We start from the raw sequence: 17,039 nt of genomic DNA, 5'->3' as shown, positions 1-17,039 counted from the left end.
AAAACTACTAATTTGAAATTAAGTACAGGTATGCATATACAATTGGCGCGGCCATTAGCAAGCCGTCAAACCTGTCGAGCAGGCCGCCATGGCCCGGCAATATGCCTCCTGAGTCTTTTACGTTAAGGCTGCGCTTGAACATGGATTCAACCAGATCGCCCATGGTACCAAAGTTTGAGATGATAAGTGACATGATGATCCAATCAAAACAGTTATACTCCACATAAAAACGGCTCAAAATATATGCCGCAAAAGCGCAGATCAGGATGCCGCCGATAAAGCCTTCCCATGATTTTTTGGGCGAATGCCTTTCGAATAACTTGTTACGGCCAAATTTGCTGCCCACCAGATAAGCCCCGGTATCATTGCTCCACAGCATAATTAAAAAGCCAAGCGGCACGTGAAAGTTGAATACCCCATCGCCCCGCGTAAAAGCCATGGCATGGAAAAACATGAACGGCACAACAGCCATCAGCAAACCCAAATAAGTGAAACCTATATTAGTAAATGGCGCTGTCGATTTTTTGTATAACTCGCCTATCGGAATAAAGCTAAGCAGTATGGGCAGCAGTATAATGTATTTATACGCCGGAAAATAGCAGTTGGCCGCAAAAAAGAAGAACATGATTACGCCGGCAAGGGCACCGGTAAAACGCTCGGGCTGCATACCGCCCTGTTTAACCAGCTTGTAAAACTCCAGCAGGCAAAACAGGCTCAATAACAGGTAAAAAACACTAAATACATAAGGGCCCAGTAAATTGGACCCAATCATTACGATAATAAAAAATAAGCCAGTGATGGCACGTTGTTTCATATATTAATTTGATTGAGGATCATGATCTCAATAGCCTTACTAAAATCCTCCTGGTGAATATAAACTTCTATTTCGCCAAAGTTGCGGTGCGATGAATCCTGTTTATTCAGCAAAACGGTATCAATATGATTCCCGGTAAGCATTTGCTTAACAATTTCTGATTGGTAAAAATTAGTTGAAGTAAAAATTTTGACCCAGTTTTTTTCCATTTAACTCAACAGCGGGCTTTTTCCTTTAGCAGTATTTCTGTACATAAAAAGCAAAATTAAAATAATTATCACGCTTAACGCATAGCTCTGATAATTAAATACGTGCTGATCGTTAGGATCAAGGGTGATGCGTTTTTGCGAATACAGGTACAGGACCACCACCTGGGTAGCATTGTTTAAAAAATGTGCCCAAACGCTTGTCCAGATGCTGCCGCTCCACATTACAAAATAGCCAAAAAAAACGCCCAGCGCCACACGCGGTAAAAAGGTAAAAAACTCCATATGGAAAGCACTGAAAAGGATTGCGGTAATCCAGATAGCCGCATGCGGATTTCGTGTCCACCGGATCATGATGGTTTGCAAACATCCCCTGAATAAAAACTCTTCGGCAATGGCAGTTAATAACCCAACCACTAAAACTGCAAAAAGCATGTCTGATACAGTCTTCATTTGCAGCATCGCTTCCGTAGCCTTCTGGGCTTGTGCCTCCATGGCACGTAACGCATCTTCCAGGCTTTTTAATGGTGCAGGCAGAGCCAGTTTCTGGTTAAAATTTACCAGCACTTCCATAACCGGGGATGAGCAGATCATGATCGACAAAATGAGCAGTAACAGCACCGGCGGAAATTTGGGGGTAACCTTCAAATAATCTACAGGCTCCTTTACTATAAAGCGCGCAAAAATTACAGGGGCAAGATACAAAGGCAGCGTAGTGCTGATGATTTGCAGTGTCCATAAAGCAGCGCCAACATGCGGGTTCCGTGTATTAAAAGTAAAAGTATCGGTAAGTGTTTGTGACCCAAATATCACCCCAATAATTCCGGCAGCTACTAAGCCGCACACAATTAGCATTCCTATAGTTAGCGCAATTAGTATTATAAATTGTAAAAACGGTGTTATTTGACTTCCCTGTGGCTGAGGGCTTTGGTATGAGGCTTTTATCATTCGATGTAAAATTCGTATTTTTGCAGGCTAAAGATAAGGATGTCTGTACAAATAGGAAATATTGATTTAGGGGAGTTCCCGCTCTTGCTGGCGCCGATGGAGGATGTGAGTGATCCGCCCTTCCGTTATGTGTGTAAGCAAAACGGTGCGGATATGATGTATACAGAGTTCATATCAAGCGAGGGCCTGATCCGCGATGCGGCAAAAAGCAGGCAAAAGCTGGATATTTTTGAATACGAGCGGCCTATCGGCATCCAGATCTTCGGCAGTGATATTGACCACATGCGCGAAGCTACCGAAATAGCTACGCTGGCTGGTCCCGACCTGATGGATATTAACTATGGCTGCCCTGTAAAGCAGGTGGCCTGTCGTGGTGCCGGTGCAAGCCTTTTACAGGATATTGATAAAATGGTTGCCATGACCAAAGCGGTTGTTGAGGCCACACATTTACCGGTAACCGTAAAAACCCGCCTTGGTTGGGACGATAATACTAAAAATGTTTATGAGGTTGCCGAACGCCTGCAGGATGTGGGGATCAAAGCACTTACCATACACGGCCGTACCCGCTCGCAGATGTACAAAGGCGAAGCCGATTGGTCGTTGATCAGGGATATCAAAAAAAATCCGCGGATAAAAATCCCCATTTTCGGCAATGGCGACATCGATTCGCCCGAAAAGGCCGCCGCATGGCGGATGGAATATGAGGTTGACGGCATGATGATCGGTCGTGCGGCTATCGGTTATCCATGGATTTTTCGTGAAGTAAAACATTATTTTAAAACCGGCGAATACCTGGATAAGCCGACAATTACCGAGCGCATCGCGGCCTGCAGCGCCCATCTGCACAAATCAATAGAGTGGAAAGGGCCAAAAACAGGCATTTTTGAGATGCGCAGGCACTATTCTAACTATTTTAAGGGTATCGATCATTTTAAAGAGTTCAGGATGCGCCTGGTTACCGCCGCTGATCTTGAATCAGTTAACCAGATCCTGGCCGAGATCGAAGAAAAATATGCCATCGAAATGGCTTAATATTTGCTCCCTTTCCATATATTTGAAATAAACGATACTTGTCACATGGTTACCACTATAACTGAGGGTGTTAAGGTTTCCATCGAAACCATATATCAGCCGGAGTATTCAAACCCGGCAAACGATCATTTTATGTTTGCCTACAAGGTAAGCATCGAAAACATGACCAACTACGCCATCAGGTTGATGAGCCGTCACTGGTATATATTTGATTCAAACGGAGCGAAGCGCGAAGTAGAAGGCGAAGGCGTTGTAGGCCTCCAGCCTGTTATTGAGCCGGGCCATACCCATGAATACGTATCAGGCTGTAACCTTAAAACCGACATGGGCAATATGAAAGGCGAATACCACATGATCCGCATGCTGGATAATGCAAATTTCAATGTACAAATTCCGGAGTTTTATTTGATAGCGCCGTACAGGTTGAATTGAGAGTCAAGACCACGGGATTCAAGAAACAAGATTTTGAAAATAAAAAGGCCCTAACTGAGTGATTCCGTTAGGGCTTTTCGTTATATAGATTAAGATTGGGCTTCATCGCTGCCTTTCCCTGTGCGGTCTTTCTTCGCGCGGAGCCGAAGCTTGCCTGCGGGGAGCTCTGTTACTATGCTGCGCAGCGGGTCTTGTACTACCACCATTATTTACTGCCGCGACGTTTGCCCTTCTGGTGGGAAAGTGGCCCTTAACAGAATTATCAGCAGATGAAGGAGATGCACCGTTGTGTGCCTGGGCATCCCCGATATTTGCTCTTGATGATGGCTGCGCCCTGCTTCCTTCAGGGGTAAAACGGCTTCCGTTGACCTTGTTCATCGCAGCGGTTGCCGGATGCCCGTTATTATTTTTTGCAAATTGGCTTGGGTCTTTTACCGCAACCTGCCGGTGGGTAACCTGATCAGAGGTAGGTTGTATATGACTTTCCTTTTCGGCTGCGCGTTCCTGTGGCCCCGGCTTAGCAGTTACACCTCCCGGTCCGTTAAAGCTGTTGTTGTTAACAGTGACATGATTATTGATCACGGTATTATTGATGTAGGTGTTATGTACAATTGTTTTATTAACATTAACTACGGCAGTATTGTACTGAAATGAGTTACCGGCCCAGCGCCCGCCAACATAGCCGCTGCCCGCGTAACCATAGCCATAATTAACCCCTCCGTAAAACCCGATATGTCTCCCCCAATAACCTTCATGGAAAACATAAACCGTTCCGTCAAATCCCCAGTAGCCTGGGGTCCATAAATAACCAACCCTGGGCGGGCTCACCCACACACCCGGAACCCAGTAATATCCGCCGTCCTGATCATAAGCCCAATAACCGGGTGTCCACAAATACCCGTCAACAGGGCAGGGCGGTTGGGTATAGGTTGGCAATACGGGCGGCGCTATATTTACAGAAACACCTATACTGATTTGTGCATAGGTTTTAACGGATGCTGCTGACACTATCAAAAGCACCATAAATACACTTGCTATTTTTTTCATGATATATGATTTTACCCAAACCTACCCGTGTAACATGAACATTACATTAAGTTTCGGCCTGTTAAATGAACGGATCATGAAGTAGAGGCAGGAAGTCAAGATTCAAGAAACAAGAAAAGAAAACTTAAAAAGAGAAAGCCCTAACCGAATTGTCGATTAGGGCTTTTTTTGCGTCTTAATTTCGTTCTTCCTTCTTTAACTTTTGATTTCTTGCCTCCTGGCTCTTGACTTCTCGCCTCTTGAAGCTTAATTCCTCCTGTTAAACAAAAACGAAGCATAATAAACCAGCGTAGCCAAAGCGCTCAACGCGGCAACTACATAGGTCATGGCAGCCCACCAAAGGGCATCTTTCGCCATTTCATGTTCTTGTCCGGTTTGTACCACAGCATAATTGTTATCCAACCACGCCAGCGCCCGGCGACTTGCATCAAACTCAACCGGCAGGGTTATAAAGCTAAAAAATGTAACCAGTGCAAGCGCGACAACACCAACTGCCAAAACATAAGGGCTGCCTGAAAAGAATAACAGCATAATGCCGATGAACAAAGTCCACTGGGTAATAGTTGATGCCACGTTGATAACGGGCACCATAGCCGATCTGAAACTTAACCAGCCGTAAGCTTCGGCGTGTTGTACGGCGTGGCCGCATTCATGTGCGGCGACAGCGGCAGCGGCAATGCTGCGGCTGTAAAAAACATCGGTACTCAGGTTCACTGTTTTTGTTTCGGGATTATAATGATCAGTAAGCTGCCCCTCTACACAAATAACCTGTACATCAAATATGCCGTGGGCACGCAGCATCTTCACGGCCACTTCCTGGCCCGATAGACCGGACATTAAACCAATTTCCGAATACTGCTTAAATTTACTCCTGAACCGCCATTGTACAATAAAGCTTACCAGGGCAACAATAATCATCAGGAACCAGGCCGAGTTTGGCGCGATGTATCCCATAATTAATGATATGTGATTCATATGATATTGATAAATATAAGTTAAAACTAAGTAGGTTGAAACCTTACAAACGTTACAGCGCCTGTTCAAAAACTATTCCGCTTTAAGCAAAAAGTTTAAAAGCATTAGGTCACCTCAAAGTTTTTGCTTCCCGAATAGCTATTTTTGAACATGTTGGAGCCATCATTCTCATACTGGGAGCGTACAGCCTTTACCGATAACGCCGATGTTATCATTATTGGCAGCGGACTTGTTGGCCTTAGTGCAGCCCTTCAGTTAAAAAAACAGCAATCAACCTTAAAAGTTTTAGTGTTGGAACGCGGCTTCTTACCCTCAGGCGCCAGTACTAAAAACGCTGGTTTTGCCTGTTTTGGTACAGTTTCGGAGCAAATTGAAGCAATAAATCATTCATCAGAAACGGAGGCCATGCGCTTGGTAGCTTACAAGTGGAAAGGACTGCAACGTTTAAGGGAAAATTTGGGTGACGCTAATATCGATTATTATCAATATGGCGGACATGAACTGTTTATGGATCATGAGGAAAACCGCGCACGTGAGTGCATTGATCAAATAAACCACCTTAACAAATTATTACAACATGCTATAGGCCATGCTGACATTTATTCAGTAGCCGATGAAAAAATTGCAGGTTTTGGCTTCAATAAAGTGAAGCATATCATATACAACCCTTTTGAAGGACAGATCCATACCGGCAAAATGATGCGTGCTCTTTTATATAAAGCATACCAACTCGGCGTATTGGTACTTAATAATTGCAGTATTTCCGTTATCGGGCAGGAAGATCAGCACATCAGGCTAAGTACCTCGCAAGGTATTTTTAAAGCGGGCAAAGTGATCCTGGCTACCAATGCTTTTGCAAGCCAGCTATATCCTCAGCTTGATGTAGTGCCCGGCCGCGGACAAGTAATGGTTACCAAGCGTGTTCCCGGGTTAAAACTTAAAGGTACCTATCATTTTAACCAGGGTTATTACTACTTCCGCAATATTGATGGACGGGTATTGTTCGGCGGCGGCCGTAACCTCAATTATAAAGCTGAAGAAACCTGGAATTTTGGCCATACCGATGAAGTTAAACAGCAATTGATAAACTATCTGAACGAGATGGTCCTCCCCGGCCAAAATGTAGAGATTGATTATTGGTGGAGCGGCATCATGGGTTTCGGGCAGGAGATCAGCCCGATAGTAAAACAAGTGCAGCCTAATATTTTTTGCGCCGTGAGATGCAATGGCATGGGCGTTGCGATGGGGAGCTTGGTAGGTGAGGAAGTGGCAAAGTTGTTACTTAATTCGTAAGTAATTGATTTTCAAAAACCCGGTCAATTACTCGCCGATTTTGTCTGAACTCGAATTTATGAAATTAAAAGAATTCATCGAATTTGCTTAGCATTCTGTTAATTGATCAAATTCCATCAATTCGAGTTCAAACAACAGTAAGCACAGGTAAGAATAACCTGTTATTAGCTAAATAGATAAGCGCCTGGCACTGCTGCAAATCTTTTTTGAAAATTTTTCAAATCACTGTTGAATATTTGATTTAAAAGTCTGATATTTGCAAACTCTTTTTGGATAAAGGGTTGATAATTAAAAATATTTGTCATGTCAAGAATTTGTGATCTAACAGGAAAAGGATCTATCGTAGGTAACAACGTTTCAAACTCAAACGTTAAAACAAAACGCAGGTTTCATCCTAACTTGAAACTAAAAAAGTTTTATATTCCTGAAGAAGATAAATGGATTACCTTAAAGGTATCTACTTCTGCTGTAAAAACTATCAGCAAAAACGGTATTACCGCCTGCATCAATAAATTTGTTAAAAAAGGCTACATTTAGTAGTTGGCTTTCAAGTTTAGCAGTATAATAAAATTGAAAAATTACGTAAGCCGTGAGGTGACACGTACAACATAAAAAGAAAATGGCAAAAAAAGGCAACAGGGTTCAGGTGATTTTAGAGTGCACCGAACACAAAACAAGCGGTATGCCAGGCATGTCTCGCTATATCACCACTAAGAACAAAAAAAATACAACTGAAAGATTAGAGTTGAAAAAATTCAACCCTGTTTTGAGGAAAGTAACCGTTCACAAAGAGATTAAATAATTAGTTGACCGAATTGATTGGCTCATTAAGTTTTAATTTGATATGGCCAACTCAATAATTCACTAAATCAATAATTAAACAACATGGCAAAGAAAGTAGTTGCAACGCTGAAAGTAGCAGGTAAAGGCAAAGAATATTCAAAAGTGATCACCATGAATAAATCACCTAAAACTGGTGCTTATTCATTCAAAGAGCAAATTGTCCCTAACGATTTAGTTAAGGATGCAATTGCAGGTAAAACTATATAATCACTCTTTGATTAAAATATTGAAGCCGTCTTGTTTTAACGAGAGGGCTTTTTTTGTTGAATGTTATCTGAATCAGAATTTACAGAATTAATAAATTGACAGAATGCTGTTTGAATTAATATCTGATATTTCTGAAAACATATTTAAATTCAGAAAATTCTATAATTCTGAGAATTCTGATCACCATGGGATTATTTGATTTTTTTAAGAAAAAGGAAAACACGCAGCAGGAACAGCAGGCGCTTGATACCGGTTTGGAAAAAACCAAGGATAACTTTTTTTCAAAGATTACCAAAGCCATCGCCGGTAAATCAACCGTTGATGATGATGTGTTGGATGAGCTGGAAGAGATCCTGGTTACATCCGACGTTGGCGTAAGCACCACGCTCAAGATCATTGACAGGATCCAGGCACGTGTTGCCCGCGATAAATACGTAAGCACCAACGAGCTGAACGCCCTGTTAAAAGATGAAATTCAGCAACTGCTTGCCGAAAACAACAGTAACGACTTCCGCAATTTTGAATATGGCGATCATAAGCCATACGTAATTATGGTGGTTGGCGTTAACGGCGTAGGTAAAACCACTACTATAGGCAAGCTGGCCCATAAACTAAAGCAGGCTGGCAACCAGGTTGTTTTAGGTGCTGCCGATACCTTTCGCGCAGCCGCGGTTGACCAGATTAAACTTTGGGGCGAACGTGTTGGGGTAAAAGTTGTTGCCCAGGCCATGGGATCCGATCCGGCTTCGGTTGCTTATGATACCCTTCGCTCGGCTGTGGCCAATGGCGATGATGTGGCTATTATAGATACTGCCGGCCGTTTGCATAACAAAGTTGGCCTGATGAACGAGCTAACCAAGATCAAGAACGTGATGCAAAAGGTGATCCCCGGTGCTCCGCATGAGATACTGCTGGTACTGGACGCCTCAACCGGGCAAAACGCCATTGAGCAATGTAAGCAGTTTACCGAAGCTACCAATGTAAACGCGCTGGCGCTAACCAAATTGGATGGTACAGCTAAAGGTGGTGTGGTTATAGGAATATCAGATCAGTTTAAGATTCCGGTTAAATATATAGGTGTTGGCGAAGGTATGGATCACTTGCAGTTATTTGACAGACAAGCGTTTGTTGATTCGTTGTTTAAAGCTTAATTTTTTTAAATGATTTCAGTGATTTTTTTGATTTCACAGGTTATTTATGGCTTATGAAAACGACTCGTTAACCGAAAAAATAATAGGATGTTGTTTTGAGGTTCACAAACATTTAGGGCCGGGCTTTATTGAAAAAGTATACTCAAAAGCCTTACAACATCAGTTACAATTGGAAAGTTTAGCTTTCGAAACAGAAAAGAAATTCGAATTATATTTTAAGGAAAAGTGTGTTGGGGAATTTAGATGCGATTTTTTTATTGAGGGAAAAGTCATTCTTGAAATAAAAGCTGTAACAGGGCCTTTCATGCCTGTAATTTTCCAAAAACAACTCTTATCTTATTTAAAAGCAAGTAAAATAAAAACAGGCTTATTGATTAACTTTGGTAATGTAAGTTGTTCAGTAAAAAGACTGTCTGTATAAACGAAATCAGTGAAATCAAAAAAATCACTGAAATCAATTAAAAGTAATGAAGACAAAGGAAATTTCACGCCCCGCGGCTAAGCAAACTAAACCTCGTGTTAACGTGGTTACGTTAGGTTGCTCAAAAAATATTTACGATTCGGAGATATTGATGGGCCAGTTGAAGGGCAACCAGTTTGATGTGGTGCATGAGGCCGAGAAGGTAGGCAAAAATGATATTATAGTAATTAATACCTGTGGCTTTATTGATAATGCCAAGCAGGAGTCGATAGATACTATTCTGCAATACAGCGAACTTAAAGAGCAGGGCAAAGTAGGCAAGGTGATTGTTACCGGCTGCCTGAGCGAACGCTATAAGCCCGAACTCGAAGCCGAGATTACCAATGTTGATGCCTACTTTGGTACCAACGACCTGCAAAATTTATTAGCTACTGTAGGCGCAAACTATAAACACGAGTTGATTGGCGAGCGTTTATTAACCACGCCTTCCCACTTTGCTTATTTTAAAATTGCTGAGGGCTGTAACCGCCCGTGCTCGTTTTGCGCTATCCCTTTGATGAGGGGTAAACACCTGAGCTCACCTATTGAGCAACTGGTTGAGGATGCTAAGAAATTGGCTAAAAACGGAACAAAAGAACTCATCCTGATTGCACAGGATCTGACTTATTATGGTCTTGATCTTTATGGCAAACGTAACCTTGATGAATTACTTCGTCGCTTATCTGACGTAAATGGTATTGAATGGATCAGGCTGCAATACGCTTACCCATCAGGCTTCCCGATGGAGATCCTGGATGTGATGAACGAGCGTGAAAATATTTGCAAATACATGGATATGCCTTTGCAGCACATCACCGATAACATGCTGAAATCAATGCGCCGGGGCATCACCAAGCAAAAAACCATTGATATTGTGAACGAGATCCGCGACCGCCTACCGGGCATTGCTATGCGTACTACGTTAATCACGGGTTACCCGGGCGAAACCCAGCAGGATTTTGAAGAGATGGCACAATGGGTTGAGGATACCAAGTTCGACCGTTTGGGCTGTTTCACCTATTCGCACGAGGAAAAAACCCACGCCCATACTTTGGTTGATGATGTACCTGAAGAAGTAAAACAGGAGCGTGCCGATGCCATTATGGAAATTCAGCAGGGCATCTCGTTCGATAAGAACCAGGAGAAGATTGGCAATACTTATAAAGTGCTGATTGACAAAAAGGATGGTGGCTATTTTGTTGGCCGTACAGAATTTGATTCGCCCGAGGTTGATAACGAAGTTTTGATTGATGCCAGCATTGATTATGCTACCGTTGGCAGCTTTGTTAACGTAAAGATAGACAGCGCCGAAGACTTTGACCTTTATGGACAAATTGTAAAATAATGTTAATTTGCAGTCGGCTGTAAAGCGATTTGCGATTTATAATCTAATTTCGACATCAGCATTTAATTTTATTTGCTGATGTTTTGTTTTAGGCCTAATCCGAAATCGAACATCCCAAATCCGAAATGAAAAATGGACGCATCCTGTATAAGTTATAAAGACACCGGTTTTTTTTCAAGCACAGTTGCCGAATACATCGACAATAAACCCGAACTACGGCCTTTTTATGGTTACCGCCCGGATATGGCCGGTTTTGCCGGGTTTTTGAAAAACAAAAAGGTAGTTGCTGATCGCGAAGTGCTGGTACGTGTTTTAACTAAGCAGTACGAGTGTTTAGGCAAAGAGCCAGGTAAATTATGTACTTATTCAACTGCCCTTACAGCCCAAAACCTGGAGCTGTTAAAACAGGATAATACCTATACCATTACAACCGGCCACCAGTTGAATATCTTCGCCGGGCCTTTATATTTCCTTTATAAAATTGCAACTGCTATCAAACTGGCGCGGCAATTGAAAACCGCCCATCCCGATAAAAATTTTGTGCCTGTTTACTGGATGGCCAGCGAAGACCACGACTTTGCCGAGATCAACTATACCAACATTGGCGGTAAAAAAGTACACTGGTGGTATGAGGCTTCGGGAGCCACAGGTCGTATCGACCCGGTGAGCATGCGCCAGGCACTTAACCAATACAAAGGCGTTTTAGGCATGGAAGGTCACGCTACTGACCTTGCCGAAATTGTTGAAACTGCCTATACCAAATTTGATAAACTTGCCGATGCTACAAGATATCTTGTTAATTCACTTTTCGGACAATATGGTTTAGTTATCATCGATGCCGATGACCATGAGTTTAAAAAACAGTTCGCGCCTGTTATGGAGCAGGACATCATCGGTCAGCACAGTTTTAAAAACATTACCGAAACCAACCAAAAGCTGCATGAACTTGGTGTACACATCCAGGTTAACCCGCGCGAGATCAATTTCTTTTACCTGAAAGACCAGCTTCGCGAGCGGATAGTTTTCGAGAATGACAGCTATCATGTGCTCAATACGGAAATCGGGTTTACTGAAGCTGAGCTGAAAAAGGAGATCGCCGAATATCCCGAACGCTTTAGCCCTAATGTGGTGATGCGCCCGCTGTACCAGGAATGTATTTTACCAAACATCGCCTACATCGGTGGTGGGGCAGAGGTAGTTTACTGGCTCGAGTTGAAATCCAATTTTGATCATTATAAAATTGATTTCCCTATCCTCATCCTTCGCAACTCGGCTTTGGTGATCAAAAAAGAACAGGCCGCCAAGGTTGAACGTATGAACCTTGACGCTATAGACCTGTTTAAACAAAGCGATGCCCTGCAAACCTATTGGATCAAAAAGCACAGCGGCCATAACCTGAGCATCGCCGAAGAATGGCGCGAAATGGAAAACCTTTTTGAGAAAATAAAACTCCGCGCATACAAGATCGACCCTACGCTTTCACCATCAGCTGCGGCTGTACAGGCCCGCCTTAAAAAGGCCATGGATAGCCTTGAAAAGAAACTGATCCGTGCCGAAAAGAGGAATTATAGTGTGCGGTTGGAGCAACTCACCGCCGTTAAAGCCGAGCTCTTCCCGAAAGACAGTTTGCAGGAGCGTTCTGAAAACTTCGGCCTCATGTATGTAAAATGGGGGCAAACTTTTATTGATGAGCTTATCCGCTTGTTTGAACCGCTTGATTTTAAGTTTACGGTATTAACGGAGAAATAACAGCAGGAAGCAAAAGTTATCCCGTCGTCGGCCCTTTTTAGCGCCTTTTCTGGCGCAAGGTACTGTCATTAAAAACAAGTTTATTTCGATAATATTTCATTTAACTTTGCCTTTGCGAAAGAAGGCATACGGCGATCAGTCGACGGATGACTATCTTGTGTAGCCTGGCTTTTGCCGGGCTACTTATTTTAGCCCGCTGGGCTAAGCGAAAGAAGGCTCCGTCTCCTTTTCTCCAGATATATTTTGTGTCGAAGCTTTATCAATTTTGAAAGCTTCATTTTTCTTCCATAATGTATAAATAAGTACCAATAATTTCTTTTGGACTGCAACATACGCTTTCATTTTCTGACCATGCCGCTTAAGAATACGATCAAAGAAACTCCTGAAATTGCCAACATCATAACGGATCATGTTAAACGCAGGTAAGTGTAATACCCGCCGAATATGACTGTTACCCTTTTTAGAGATTCTGGTTTTACCAGTGCGCTTGCCTGACTGATTTTCTACCACATCATAACCAGAGAAACTCACCAATTGGCTAATAGACCTGAATAAAGTAAAGCCATTGGTTTCTGCAAGGATTGTTGCTACGGTTATATTACCAAGCCCTTTTATATCGGTTATATGTTTTACTTTCTTGGCAATTTCCGGATCACTGAAAACCTGCTTATCTATTTCCTGTTTCATTTCCAACATCTCTTTTTCTATAGTCGAGATCAGTTTTTTGAGTTGTTTTGTTACCTTTTTATTGCTGTAAATGCTGTGTTCATCCGCATGCAACTGATTGCTTATATTAGTTTTCACTTCCTGAAGACTTTGATGATGGCGGGTAAGTGCGCGCAGCGTATAAAAAAAATCATCCATAGGCTGCCATAATTCCAGGCATTGCTCGGCACCCATACGGGCAAGGCCGATGGCATCTATCTTGTCATTCTTAGTTTTAAGCCCCAGGGCCTGCATGTACTTTTTCGCTTTGTTGGGTAATACTACGGCAAGCTCAAATCCAGCCTTAAACAAATACATTGCACAAGACTCGTAATAAACCCCTGTAGCTTCCATCACAATAAATAGCGGAATGTTTAACTCCTTTCTGTGATTACTAATCCACCCCAGCAATTCCTTATACCCTGTTGACTGGTTGGAAAACTTGTGGCTGGCTTTTACTTTTACTTGTTGATTGGCATCAATAACGGAGAGACAGGCATGAAAATCTTTTTGAGAAATATCGATGCCAAGAGAATACTTTAACATAAGCGATTTTGTTAAAAAGTAAAATATAAACAGGAACCTCTTATACGGCCTTTTCTCATAGCCTTATACAGGATGATAAACTATGTCTATCTCCTTAAGTACTGTTCTGGCTGGGTAAAAGAAACTAAAGACAGATTTATCTTGCGCCCAACATCCCATAAACGGTGTTTAGTATTGACTCGGTCAAAGTGCTGCCCTTAGTCCTGTTCGTTATCTTCAACAAAGATATGAGTATTGTGTGGGGGATATAAGCGTGGATGACTTGTGCTTTTCCGAATGTATCGTCCTAAAAAAAGTTTACAGTTTAAATGCTAAATCCTGTTATACGTTTACATAGAGCAGAAGGCACAAGTTACCCCAGCATTTGCAATCACACAAAACTTGCACCAGCTAAGAATTGTGAGGGAGGCGCAATTATGCACCTCTATGGAGGCTACCCTACATTCACCGCCTGCGGAAACCTCAATATCAACCCGGGGTCAGGTATATTTTTCTGCCAGATCTCTTTTTCTGAAAACTTAGCTACGCCGGGATAATCTCCCTGTTTACCTTCCATATCAAACATAAGCTGGAAATGTAAATGCGGCGGCCAATGGCCATTTTCATTGGCATTGCCAAAGGTTGCTATTTGCCGGTTTTTAGATACAGGCATACCTTCAGAAAGCCCTTCCAGGCTTTTACGGCTTAAATGCCCGTACAGGCTGTAAAGGGTTAAGCCATCAAGGTCGTGTTGTAAAATAATGGTTGGGCCGTAATCGCCAATGGTATTATTATCCTGGTAACTGTGTACCATGCCATCAAGCGGGGCATATACCGGCGTTCCGGCGTCGCTCCAGATATCGACGCCCAAATGCAGGCGCCGGGGCTCATCATCTGTGTCAAAATGACTGCTAAAGGCATAAATGGTACGGTGTTCCATATACCCGCCAATGCCGTAACGGCAATTGTTTTCGCGCAGTTTTTGGTTCACTAACTGGCTAAACATCCACGGCTTGTTAATAACCTCAGCCGTCAATTCCTTATTGGCGGCGGTAAGGTCAAAATGGTAAAGGCGGTCATGATCTGCATCAAAATCAACCACTTTGCCAATGGCTTCGAGATGATTGTTAACGTAATTAGCAAACAGCGTGTGCCGGTCCATCAGTGGTTATCAGTTTTCTTCGGTATCGGGCTGGCGTTCCTCTTTACTGATCTTATCAAAGATCTTGTCCATGCGTTCAACGTATTCGCTGGTGTCATCAACAAAAAACTCAAGCTGCGGAATGATCCTTACCTGGTCTTTGATGCGGGCGCCCAGTTTGTACCTGATCTCCGAAGCGTGCGATTTGATGGTATGCAAAGCGGTTTGCACATTAGGATTGCCCAAAAAGCTTAAAAATATACGGGCTATGGCCAAATCGGGCGTTACACGTACCTTGGTTATGGTTACCAGGGTATTAGGCAAATAATTCATGCCTTCGCGCTGAAAAATAGCTGCAAGGTCTTCCTGTATTACTCCGGCAAATTTTTGCTGACGTTTTGATTCCATGGGTTGTTAGTTACGCCGATAAGGCAGATGAGTGTTTAATGCTTAATGCAAAAGCCTAAGTTATTGTTTTAGGCTTTTATTAACAATGGCGGCAGGGGGTTAATTACATACGTCCTGCGGGATCTCTTTGGTTATTTTTACTACTTTTTTTACAACGAGGGTACTGTCATATTCAGACCCGCGGCCAACATCGCCCGATTTTGATTTGATGCCTTCAACCTCCACGTAAACCGGTTCGTAGGGTTTTTCGAAATTGAGCTGCGAATACTGAAGTTCCAGTTGGGCCGAACTGTCAACAGCCCAAAACTCCTGGCCACTGTCGCAATCTTTAAATGATTTAATTTCGGGCCCTGCGCTATACAAGCCTTTATAAAGCGTAACCCCATCTTTTTTATGGGCATCATTATTACATGCGTAAACGGCAATAACAACAAGCAGCAAAACAAAAACTTTGATATACCTCATACCCATTTTAACAAATTTACAAATCCTGTTTGATTTCATCCAATCCTTTAATACTTAAACGGGCGCTGATGCCGGCAGCTATTACCGAAATGCCGCCAACGGTTAGCAGTACCAGGCCAAAATCCTTAATTTTAAGGTCGATAGGATACGAGTCTAACACCGACATTTTGGCCCCCATTTTTATCCATCCGTAATGCTGCTGCAGCAGGCAAAAAATGATGCCCAGCGTTATGCCGATAATACAGCCAATAGCGGTGATCATCATTCCCTCAAAAAAGAAAATCCCCTGGATCATATTTTTATTGGCGCCCAGCCCGCTTAAAATGGCTATGTCCTTGCGCTTATCAATAACCAGCATGGTTAACGAGCCAATGATATTAAATATTGCGATGATAAGCACAAAGGTAAGGATCATGTAAACCGCCCAGCTTTCGTAATTAAGGGTTTTGTAAAGTTCGCTGTTTTGTTCCTTGCGGTTTTTTACCGTAAAATCATTCCCTATTTTATCCTGGATGTCTTTTTGCATGGCGTCGATATTGGTGCCGCGCTTAAAATTAAGCTGAAGTGAAGAAACATTTACCGGCTGGTCAAGCAGGTCGCGGGCAAACCCGATGGGGGCTACAGCTATATCATCAAATTCCTGCTGTATAGCAAACACTCCTGATGGGTTAATGCTGCGTACAACAAATTCATTTAAAGGATTGACCGAGTTTTCCGCGTCGCGCCGCGGTGAATAGATCTGCATGGGCGAAAGCTCATCATGAACATTAATACCTAAGCTACCCTGTATGGTAGCGCCAATAACAGCAAAATTTTGATCGCCGCTTTTAAGCGTGAATGAGCCGCTGGCTATGGTACTATCGAGCTGGTTGTTTTTCAAAAAATCATCGCTCACGCCCATTACGGTGCCTAAAAATGGCTTGTCACCATATTTGATCAGGGCTTTTTCCTGCAGCACCTGGGTAAAGGAAAATACGTGGGCATCTTTGTGCAAAGACGCGAAATAAGGTGTATTGGGATTGAAGGTTTTGCCAAGCTTCGCTTCTATCTTTATTTCGGGCGTAAAGTTGCTGTATAACGAAAGGATAACTTTTTCAAAACCATTGAATACCGAAAGGATAATAAGCAATGCCGCGCTGCCAATGAGTACCCCCAACATGGATATACCCGAAATAATATTGATAGCATGCATTTTTTTTCCCGAAAACAGGTAACGCTTTGCTATGTAAATGGAGGTGTTCAATTGTGTGGGAATTATGCGTTCAGGTTTTGCTTATGCTCAGTAAAACGTTA

At 42.7% G+C, this 17,039-nt stretch carries 20 protein-coding genes; 10 read left to right on the top strand and 10 right to left on the bottom strand.

The genetic code is table 11. The features are described 5' to 3' along the window. Nucleotides 1–7: 7 nt before the first annotated feature. The 3 genes from MusilaSJ_RS16610 to MusilaSJ_RS16600 are packed head-to-tail and all read right to left on the bottom strand — an operon-like array spanning nucleotide 8 to nucleotide 1,968. Complete coding sequence (locus MusilaSJ_RS16610; RefSeq protein ID WP_274986032.1) at nucleotides 8–814, bottom strand: phosphatidate cytidylyltransferase; 807 nt, start codon at nucleotides 812–814, stop codon at nucleotides 8–10. After that, complete coding sequence (locus MusilaSJ_RS16605) at nucleotides 811–1,023, bottom strand: putative signal transducing protein (RefSeq protein ID WP_091167115.1); 213 nt, start codon at nucleotides 1,021–1,023, stop codon at nucleotides 811–813. The genes MusilaSJ_RS16610 and MusilaSJ_RS16605 overlap by 4 nt, the downstream gene beginning before the upstream one ends. Beyond that, complete coding sequence (locus MusilaSJ_RS16600) at nucleotides 1,024–1,968, bottom strand: CPBP family intramembrane glutamic endopeptidase (RefSeq protein WP_274986031.1); 945 nt, start codon at nucleotides 1,966–1,968, stop codon at nucleotides 1,024–1,026. A 39-nt stretch (nucleotides 1,969–2,007) separates the two neighbouring features. On the opposite strand from MusilaSJ_RS16600, the gene dusB reads away from it, so the two are divergent. Both dusB and apaG read left to right on the top strand, forming a co-directional pair. Continuing rightward, a complete protein-coding gene (dusB, locus tag MusilaSJ_RS16595; protein ID WP_274986030.1) occupies nucleotides 2,008–3,000 on the top strand; it encodes a tRNA dihydrouridine synthase DusB in 993 nt (330 codons plus the stop codon). Between the two features lie 45 nt (nucleotides 3,001–3,045). After that, entirely contained in the window at nucleotides 3,046–3,432 is a 387-nt protein-coding gene (apaG, locus tag MusilaSJ_RS16590) for a Co2+/Mg2+ efflux facilitator ApaG/CorD (RefSeq protein WP_243484687.1), read from the top strand. 102 nt (nucleotides 3,433–3,534) lie between these two features. Here the strand turns inward: apaG and MusilaSJ_RS16585 are convergent, their stop codons facing one another. Further along, nucleotides 3,535–4,479 (bottom strand): YXWGXW repeat-containing protein, encoded by a 945-nt coding sequence (locus MusilaSJ_RS16585; protein WP_274986029.1) that lies wholly within the window; start codon nucleotides 4,477–4,479, stop codon nucleotides 3,535–3,537. Nucleotides 4,480–4,725: 246 nt separating this feature from the next. Next, entirely contained in the window at nucleotides 4,726–5,454 is a 729-nt protein-coding gene (locus MusilaSJ_RS16580; RefSeq protein WP_274986028.1) for a zinc metallopeptidase, read from the bottom strand. A gap of 150 nt (nucleotides 5,455–5,604) precedes the next feature. Between MusilaSJ_RS16580 and MusilaSJ_RS16575 the strand changes: the two genes are divergently transcribed. From MusilaSJ_RS16575 to bshC, 8 genes are all read left to right on the top strand, one after another. Next, nucleotides 5,605–6,747, top strand: a complete 1,143-nt coding sequence (locus MusilaSJ_RS16575; protein ID WP_274986027.1) for an NAD(P)/FAD-dependent oxidoreductase — start codon at nucleotides 5,605–5,607, stop codon at nucleotides 6,745–6,747. A 303-nt stretch (nucleotides 6,748–7,050) separates the two neighbouring features. Further along, nucleotides 7,051–7,284, top strand: coding sequence for a 50S ribosomal protein L28 (gene rpmB, locus MusilaSJ_RS16570; protein WP_022830076.1), 234 nt, complete (start codon nucleotides 7,051–7,053; stop codon nucleotides 7,282–7,284). Between the two features lie 82 nt (nucleotides 7,285–7,366). After that, nucleotides 7,367–7,549, top strand: coding sequence for a 50S ribosomal protein L33 (gene rpmG / locus MusilaSJ_RS16565; protein ID WP_022830075.1), 183 nt, complete (start codon nucleotides 7,367–7,369; stop codon nucleotides 7,547–7,549). Between the two features lie 83 nt (nucleotides 7,550–7,632). After that, nucleotides 7,633–7,797, top strand: coding sequence for a DUF4295 domain-containing protein (locus MusilaSJ_RS16560; RefSeq protein WP_090532298.1), 165 nt, complete (start codon nucleotides 7,633–7,635; stop codon nucleotides 7,795–7,797). 185 nt (nucleotides 7,798–7,982) lie between these two features. After that, the gene (ftsY, locus tag MusilaSJ_RS16555) at nucleotides 7,983–8,948 is read left to right on the top strand and encodes a signal recognition particle-docking protein FtsY (RefSeq protein ID WP_176625877.1); all 966 of its coding nucleotides are present in this window, start codon (nucleotides 7,983–7,985) and stop codon (nucleotides 8,946–8,948) included. 46 nt (nucleotides 8,949–8,994) lie between these two features. Beyond that, nucleotides 8,995–9,369, top strand: coding sequence for a GxxExxY protein (locus tag MusilaSJ_RS16550; RefSeq protein ID WP_274986026.1), 375 nt, complete (start codon nucleotides 8,995–8,997; stop codon nucleotides 9,367–9,369). 46 nt (nucleotides 9,370–9,415) lie between these two features. Continuing rightward, nucleotides 9,416–10,753 carry a 30S ribosomal protein S12 methylthiotransferase RimO gene (gene rimO, locus MusilaSJ_RS16545; protein WP_274986025.1) on the top strand — a complete coding sequence of 446 codons (1,338 nt, stop codon included), beginning with the start codon at nucleotides 9,416–9,418 and terminating at the stop codon, nucleotides 10,751–10,753. Between the two features lie 132 nt (nucleotides 10,754–10,885). After that, a complete protein-coding gene (bshC, locus tag MusilaSJ_RS16540) occupies nucleotides 10,886–12,502 on the top strand; it encodes a bacillithiol biosynthesis cysteine-adding enzyme BshC (protein WP_274986024.1) in 1,617 nt (538 codons plus the stop codon). Nucleotides 12,503–12,703: 201 nt separating this feature from the next. Here the strand turns inward: bshC and MusilaSJ_RS16535 are convergent, their stop codons facing one another. The 5 genes from MusilaSJ_RS16535 to MusilaSJ_RS16515 all read right to left on the bottom strand — a co-directional run bounded on the left by MusilaSJ_RS16535 (nucleotide 12,704) and on the right by MusilaSJ_RS16515 (nucleotide 16,989). Continuing rightward, a complete protein-coding gene (locus MusilaSJ_RS16535) occupies nucleotides 12,704–13,753 on the bottom strand; it encodes an IS110 family RNA-guided transposase (RefSeq protein WP_274986023.1) in 1,050 nt (349 codons plus the stop codon). A gap of 433 nt (nucleotides 13,754–14,186) precedes the next feature. Next, on the bottom strand, nucleotides 14,187–14,894 hold the full coding sequence (locus MusilaSJ_RS16530) for a peptidoglycan DD-metalloendopeptidase family protein (RefSeq protein ID WP_274986022.1): 708 nt from the start codon (nucleotides 14,892–14,894) through the stop codon (nucleotides 14,187–14,189). Nucleotides 14,895–14,903: 9 nt separating this feature from the next. Next, nucleotides 14,904–15,281, bottom strand: coding sequence for a 30S ribosome-binding factor RbfA (gene rbfA / locus MusilaSJ_RS16525; protein ID WP_090532309.1), 378 nt, complete (start codon nucleotides 15,279–15,281; stop codon nucleotides 14,904–14,906). 99 nt (nucleotides 15,282–15,380) lie between these two features. Then, nucleotides 15,381–15,746 carry a hypothetical protein gene (locus tag MusilaSJ_RS16520; protein ID WP_090532839.1) on the bottom strand — a complete coding sequence of 122 codons (366 nt, stop codon included), beginning with the start codon at nucleotides 15,744–15,746 and terminating at the stop codon, nucleotides 15,381–15,383. A 16-nt stretch (nucleotides 15,747–15,762) separates the two neighbouring features. Further along, on the bottom strand, nucleotides 15,763–16,989 hold the full coding sequence (locus tag MusilaSJ_RS16515) for an FtsX-like permease family protein (RefSeq protein WP_274986021.1): 1,227 nt from the start codon (nucleotides 16,987–16,989) through the stop codon (nucleotides 15,763–15,765). Nucleotides 16,990–17,039 lie beyond the last annotated feature (50 nt).

The organism is Mucilaginibacter sp. SJ (assembly GCF_028993635.1).
Classification (GTDB): domain Bacteria; phylum Bacteroidota; class Bacteroidia; order Sphingobacteriales; family Sphingobacteriaceae; genus Mucilaginibacter.
This window is presented reverse-complemented; position numbering and strand designations above follow the sequence as displayed.

Bases quoted from the DNA above. Each gene is read 5' to 3' on its own strand.
- MusilaSJ_RS16610 (WP_274986032.1), bottom strand. From the start codon at position 814: ATGAAACAACGTGCCATCACTGGCTTATTTTTTATTATCGTAATGATT.
- MusilaSJ_RS16605 (WP_091167115.1), bottom strand. From the start codon at position 1,023: ATGGAAAAAAACTGGGTCAAAATTTTTACTTCAACTAATTTTTACCAA.
- MusilaSJ_RS16600 (WP_274986031.1), bottom strand. From the start codon at position 1,968: ATGATAAAAGCCTCATACCAAAGCCCTCAGCCACAGGGAAGTCAAATA.
- dusB (WP_274986030.1), top strand. From the start codon at position 2,008: ATGTCTGTACAAATAGGAAATATTGATTTAGGGGAGTTCCCGCTCTTG.
- apaG (WP_243484687.1), top strand. From the start codon at position 3,046: ATGGTTACCACTATAACTGAGGGTGTTAAGGTTTCCATCGAAACCATA.
- MusilaSJ_RS16585 (WP_274986029.1), bottom strand. From the start codon at position 4,479: ATGAAAAAAATAGCAAGTGTATTTATGGTGCTTTTGATAGTGTCAGCA.
- MusilaSJ_RS16580 (WP_274986028.1), bottom strand. From the start codon at position 5,454: ATGAATCACATATCATTAATTATGGGATACATCGCGCCAAACTCGGCC.
- MusilaSJ_RS16575 (WP_274986027.1), top strand. From the start codon at position 5,605: ATGTTGGAGCCATCATTCTCATACTGGGAGCGTACAGCCTTTACCGAT.
- rpmB (WP_022830076.1), top strand. From the start codon at position 7,051: ATGTCAAGAATTTGTGATCTAACAGGAAAAGGATCTATCGTAGGTAAC.
- rpmG (WP_022830075.1), top strand. From the start codon at position 7,367: ATGGCAAAAAAAGGCAACAGGGTTCAGGTGATTTTAGAGTGCACCGAA.
- MusilaSJ_RS16560 (WP_090532298.1), top strand. From the start codon at position 7,633: ATGGCAAAGAAAGTAGTTGCAACGCTGAAAGTAGCAGGTAAAGGCAAA.
- ftsY (WP_176625877.1), top strand. From the start codon at position 7,983: ATGGGATTATTTGATTTTTTTAAGAAAAAGGAAAACACGCAGCAGGAA.
- MusilaSJ_RS16550 (WP_274986026.1), top strand. From the start codon at position 8,995: ATGGCTTATGAAAACGACTCGTTAACCGAAAAAATAATAGGATGTTGT.
- rimO (WP_274986025.1), top strand. From the start codon at position 9,416: ATGAAGACAAAGGAAATTTCACGCCCCGCGGCTAAGCAAACTAAACCT.
- bshC (WP_274986024.1), top strand. From the start codon at position 10,886: ATGGACGCATCCTGTATAAGTTATAAAGACACCGGTTTTTTTTCAAGC.
- MusilaSJ_RS16535 (WP_274986023.1), bottom strand. From the start codon at position 13,753: ATGTTAAAGTATTCTCTTGGCATCGATATTTCTCAAAAAGATTTTCAT.
- MusilaSJ_RS16530 (WP_274986022.1), bottom strand. From the start codon at position 14,894: ATGGACCGGCACACGCTGTTTGCTAATTACGTTAACAATCATCTCGAA.
- rbfA (WP_090532309.1), bottom strand. From the start codon at position 15,281: ATGGAATCAAAACGTCAGCAAAAATTTGCCGGAGTAATACAGGAAGAC.
- MusilaSJ_RS16520 (WP_090532839.1), bottom strand. From the start codon at position 15,746: ATGAGGTATATCAAAGTTTTTGTTTTGCTGCTTGTTGTTATTGCCGTT.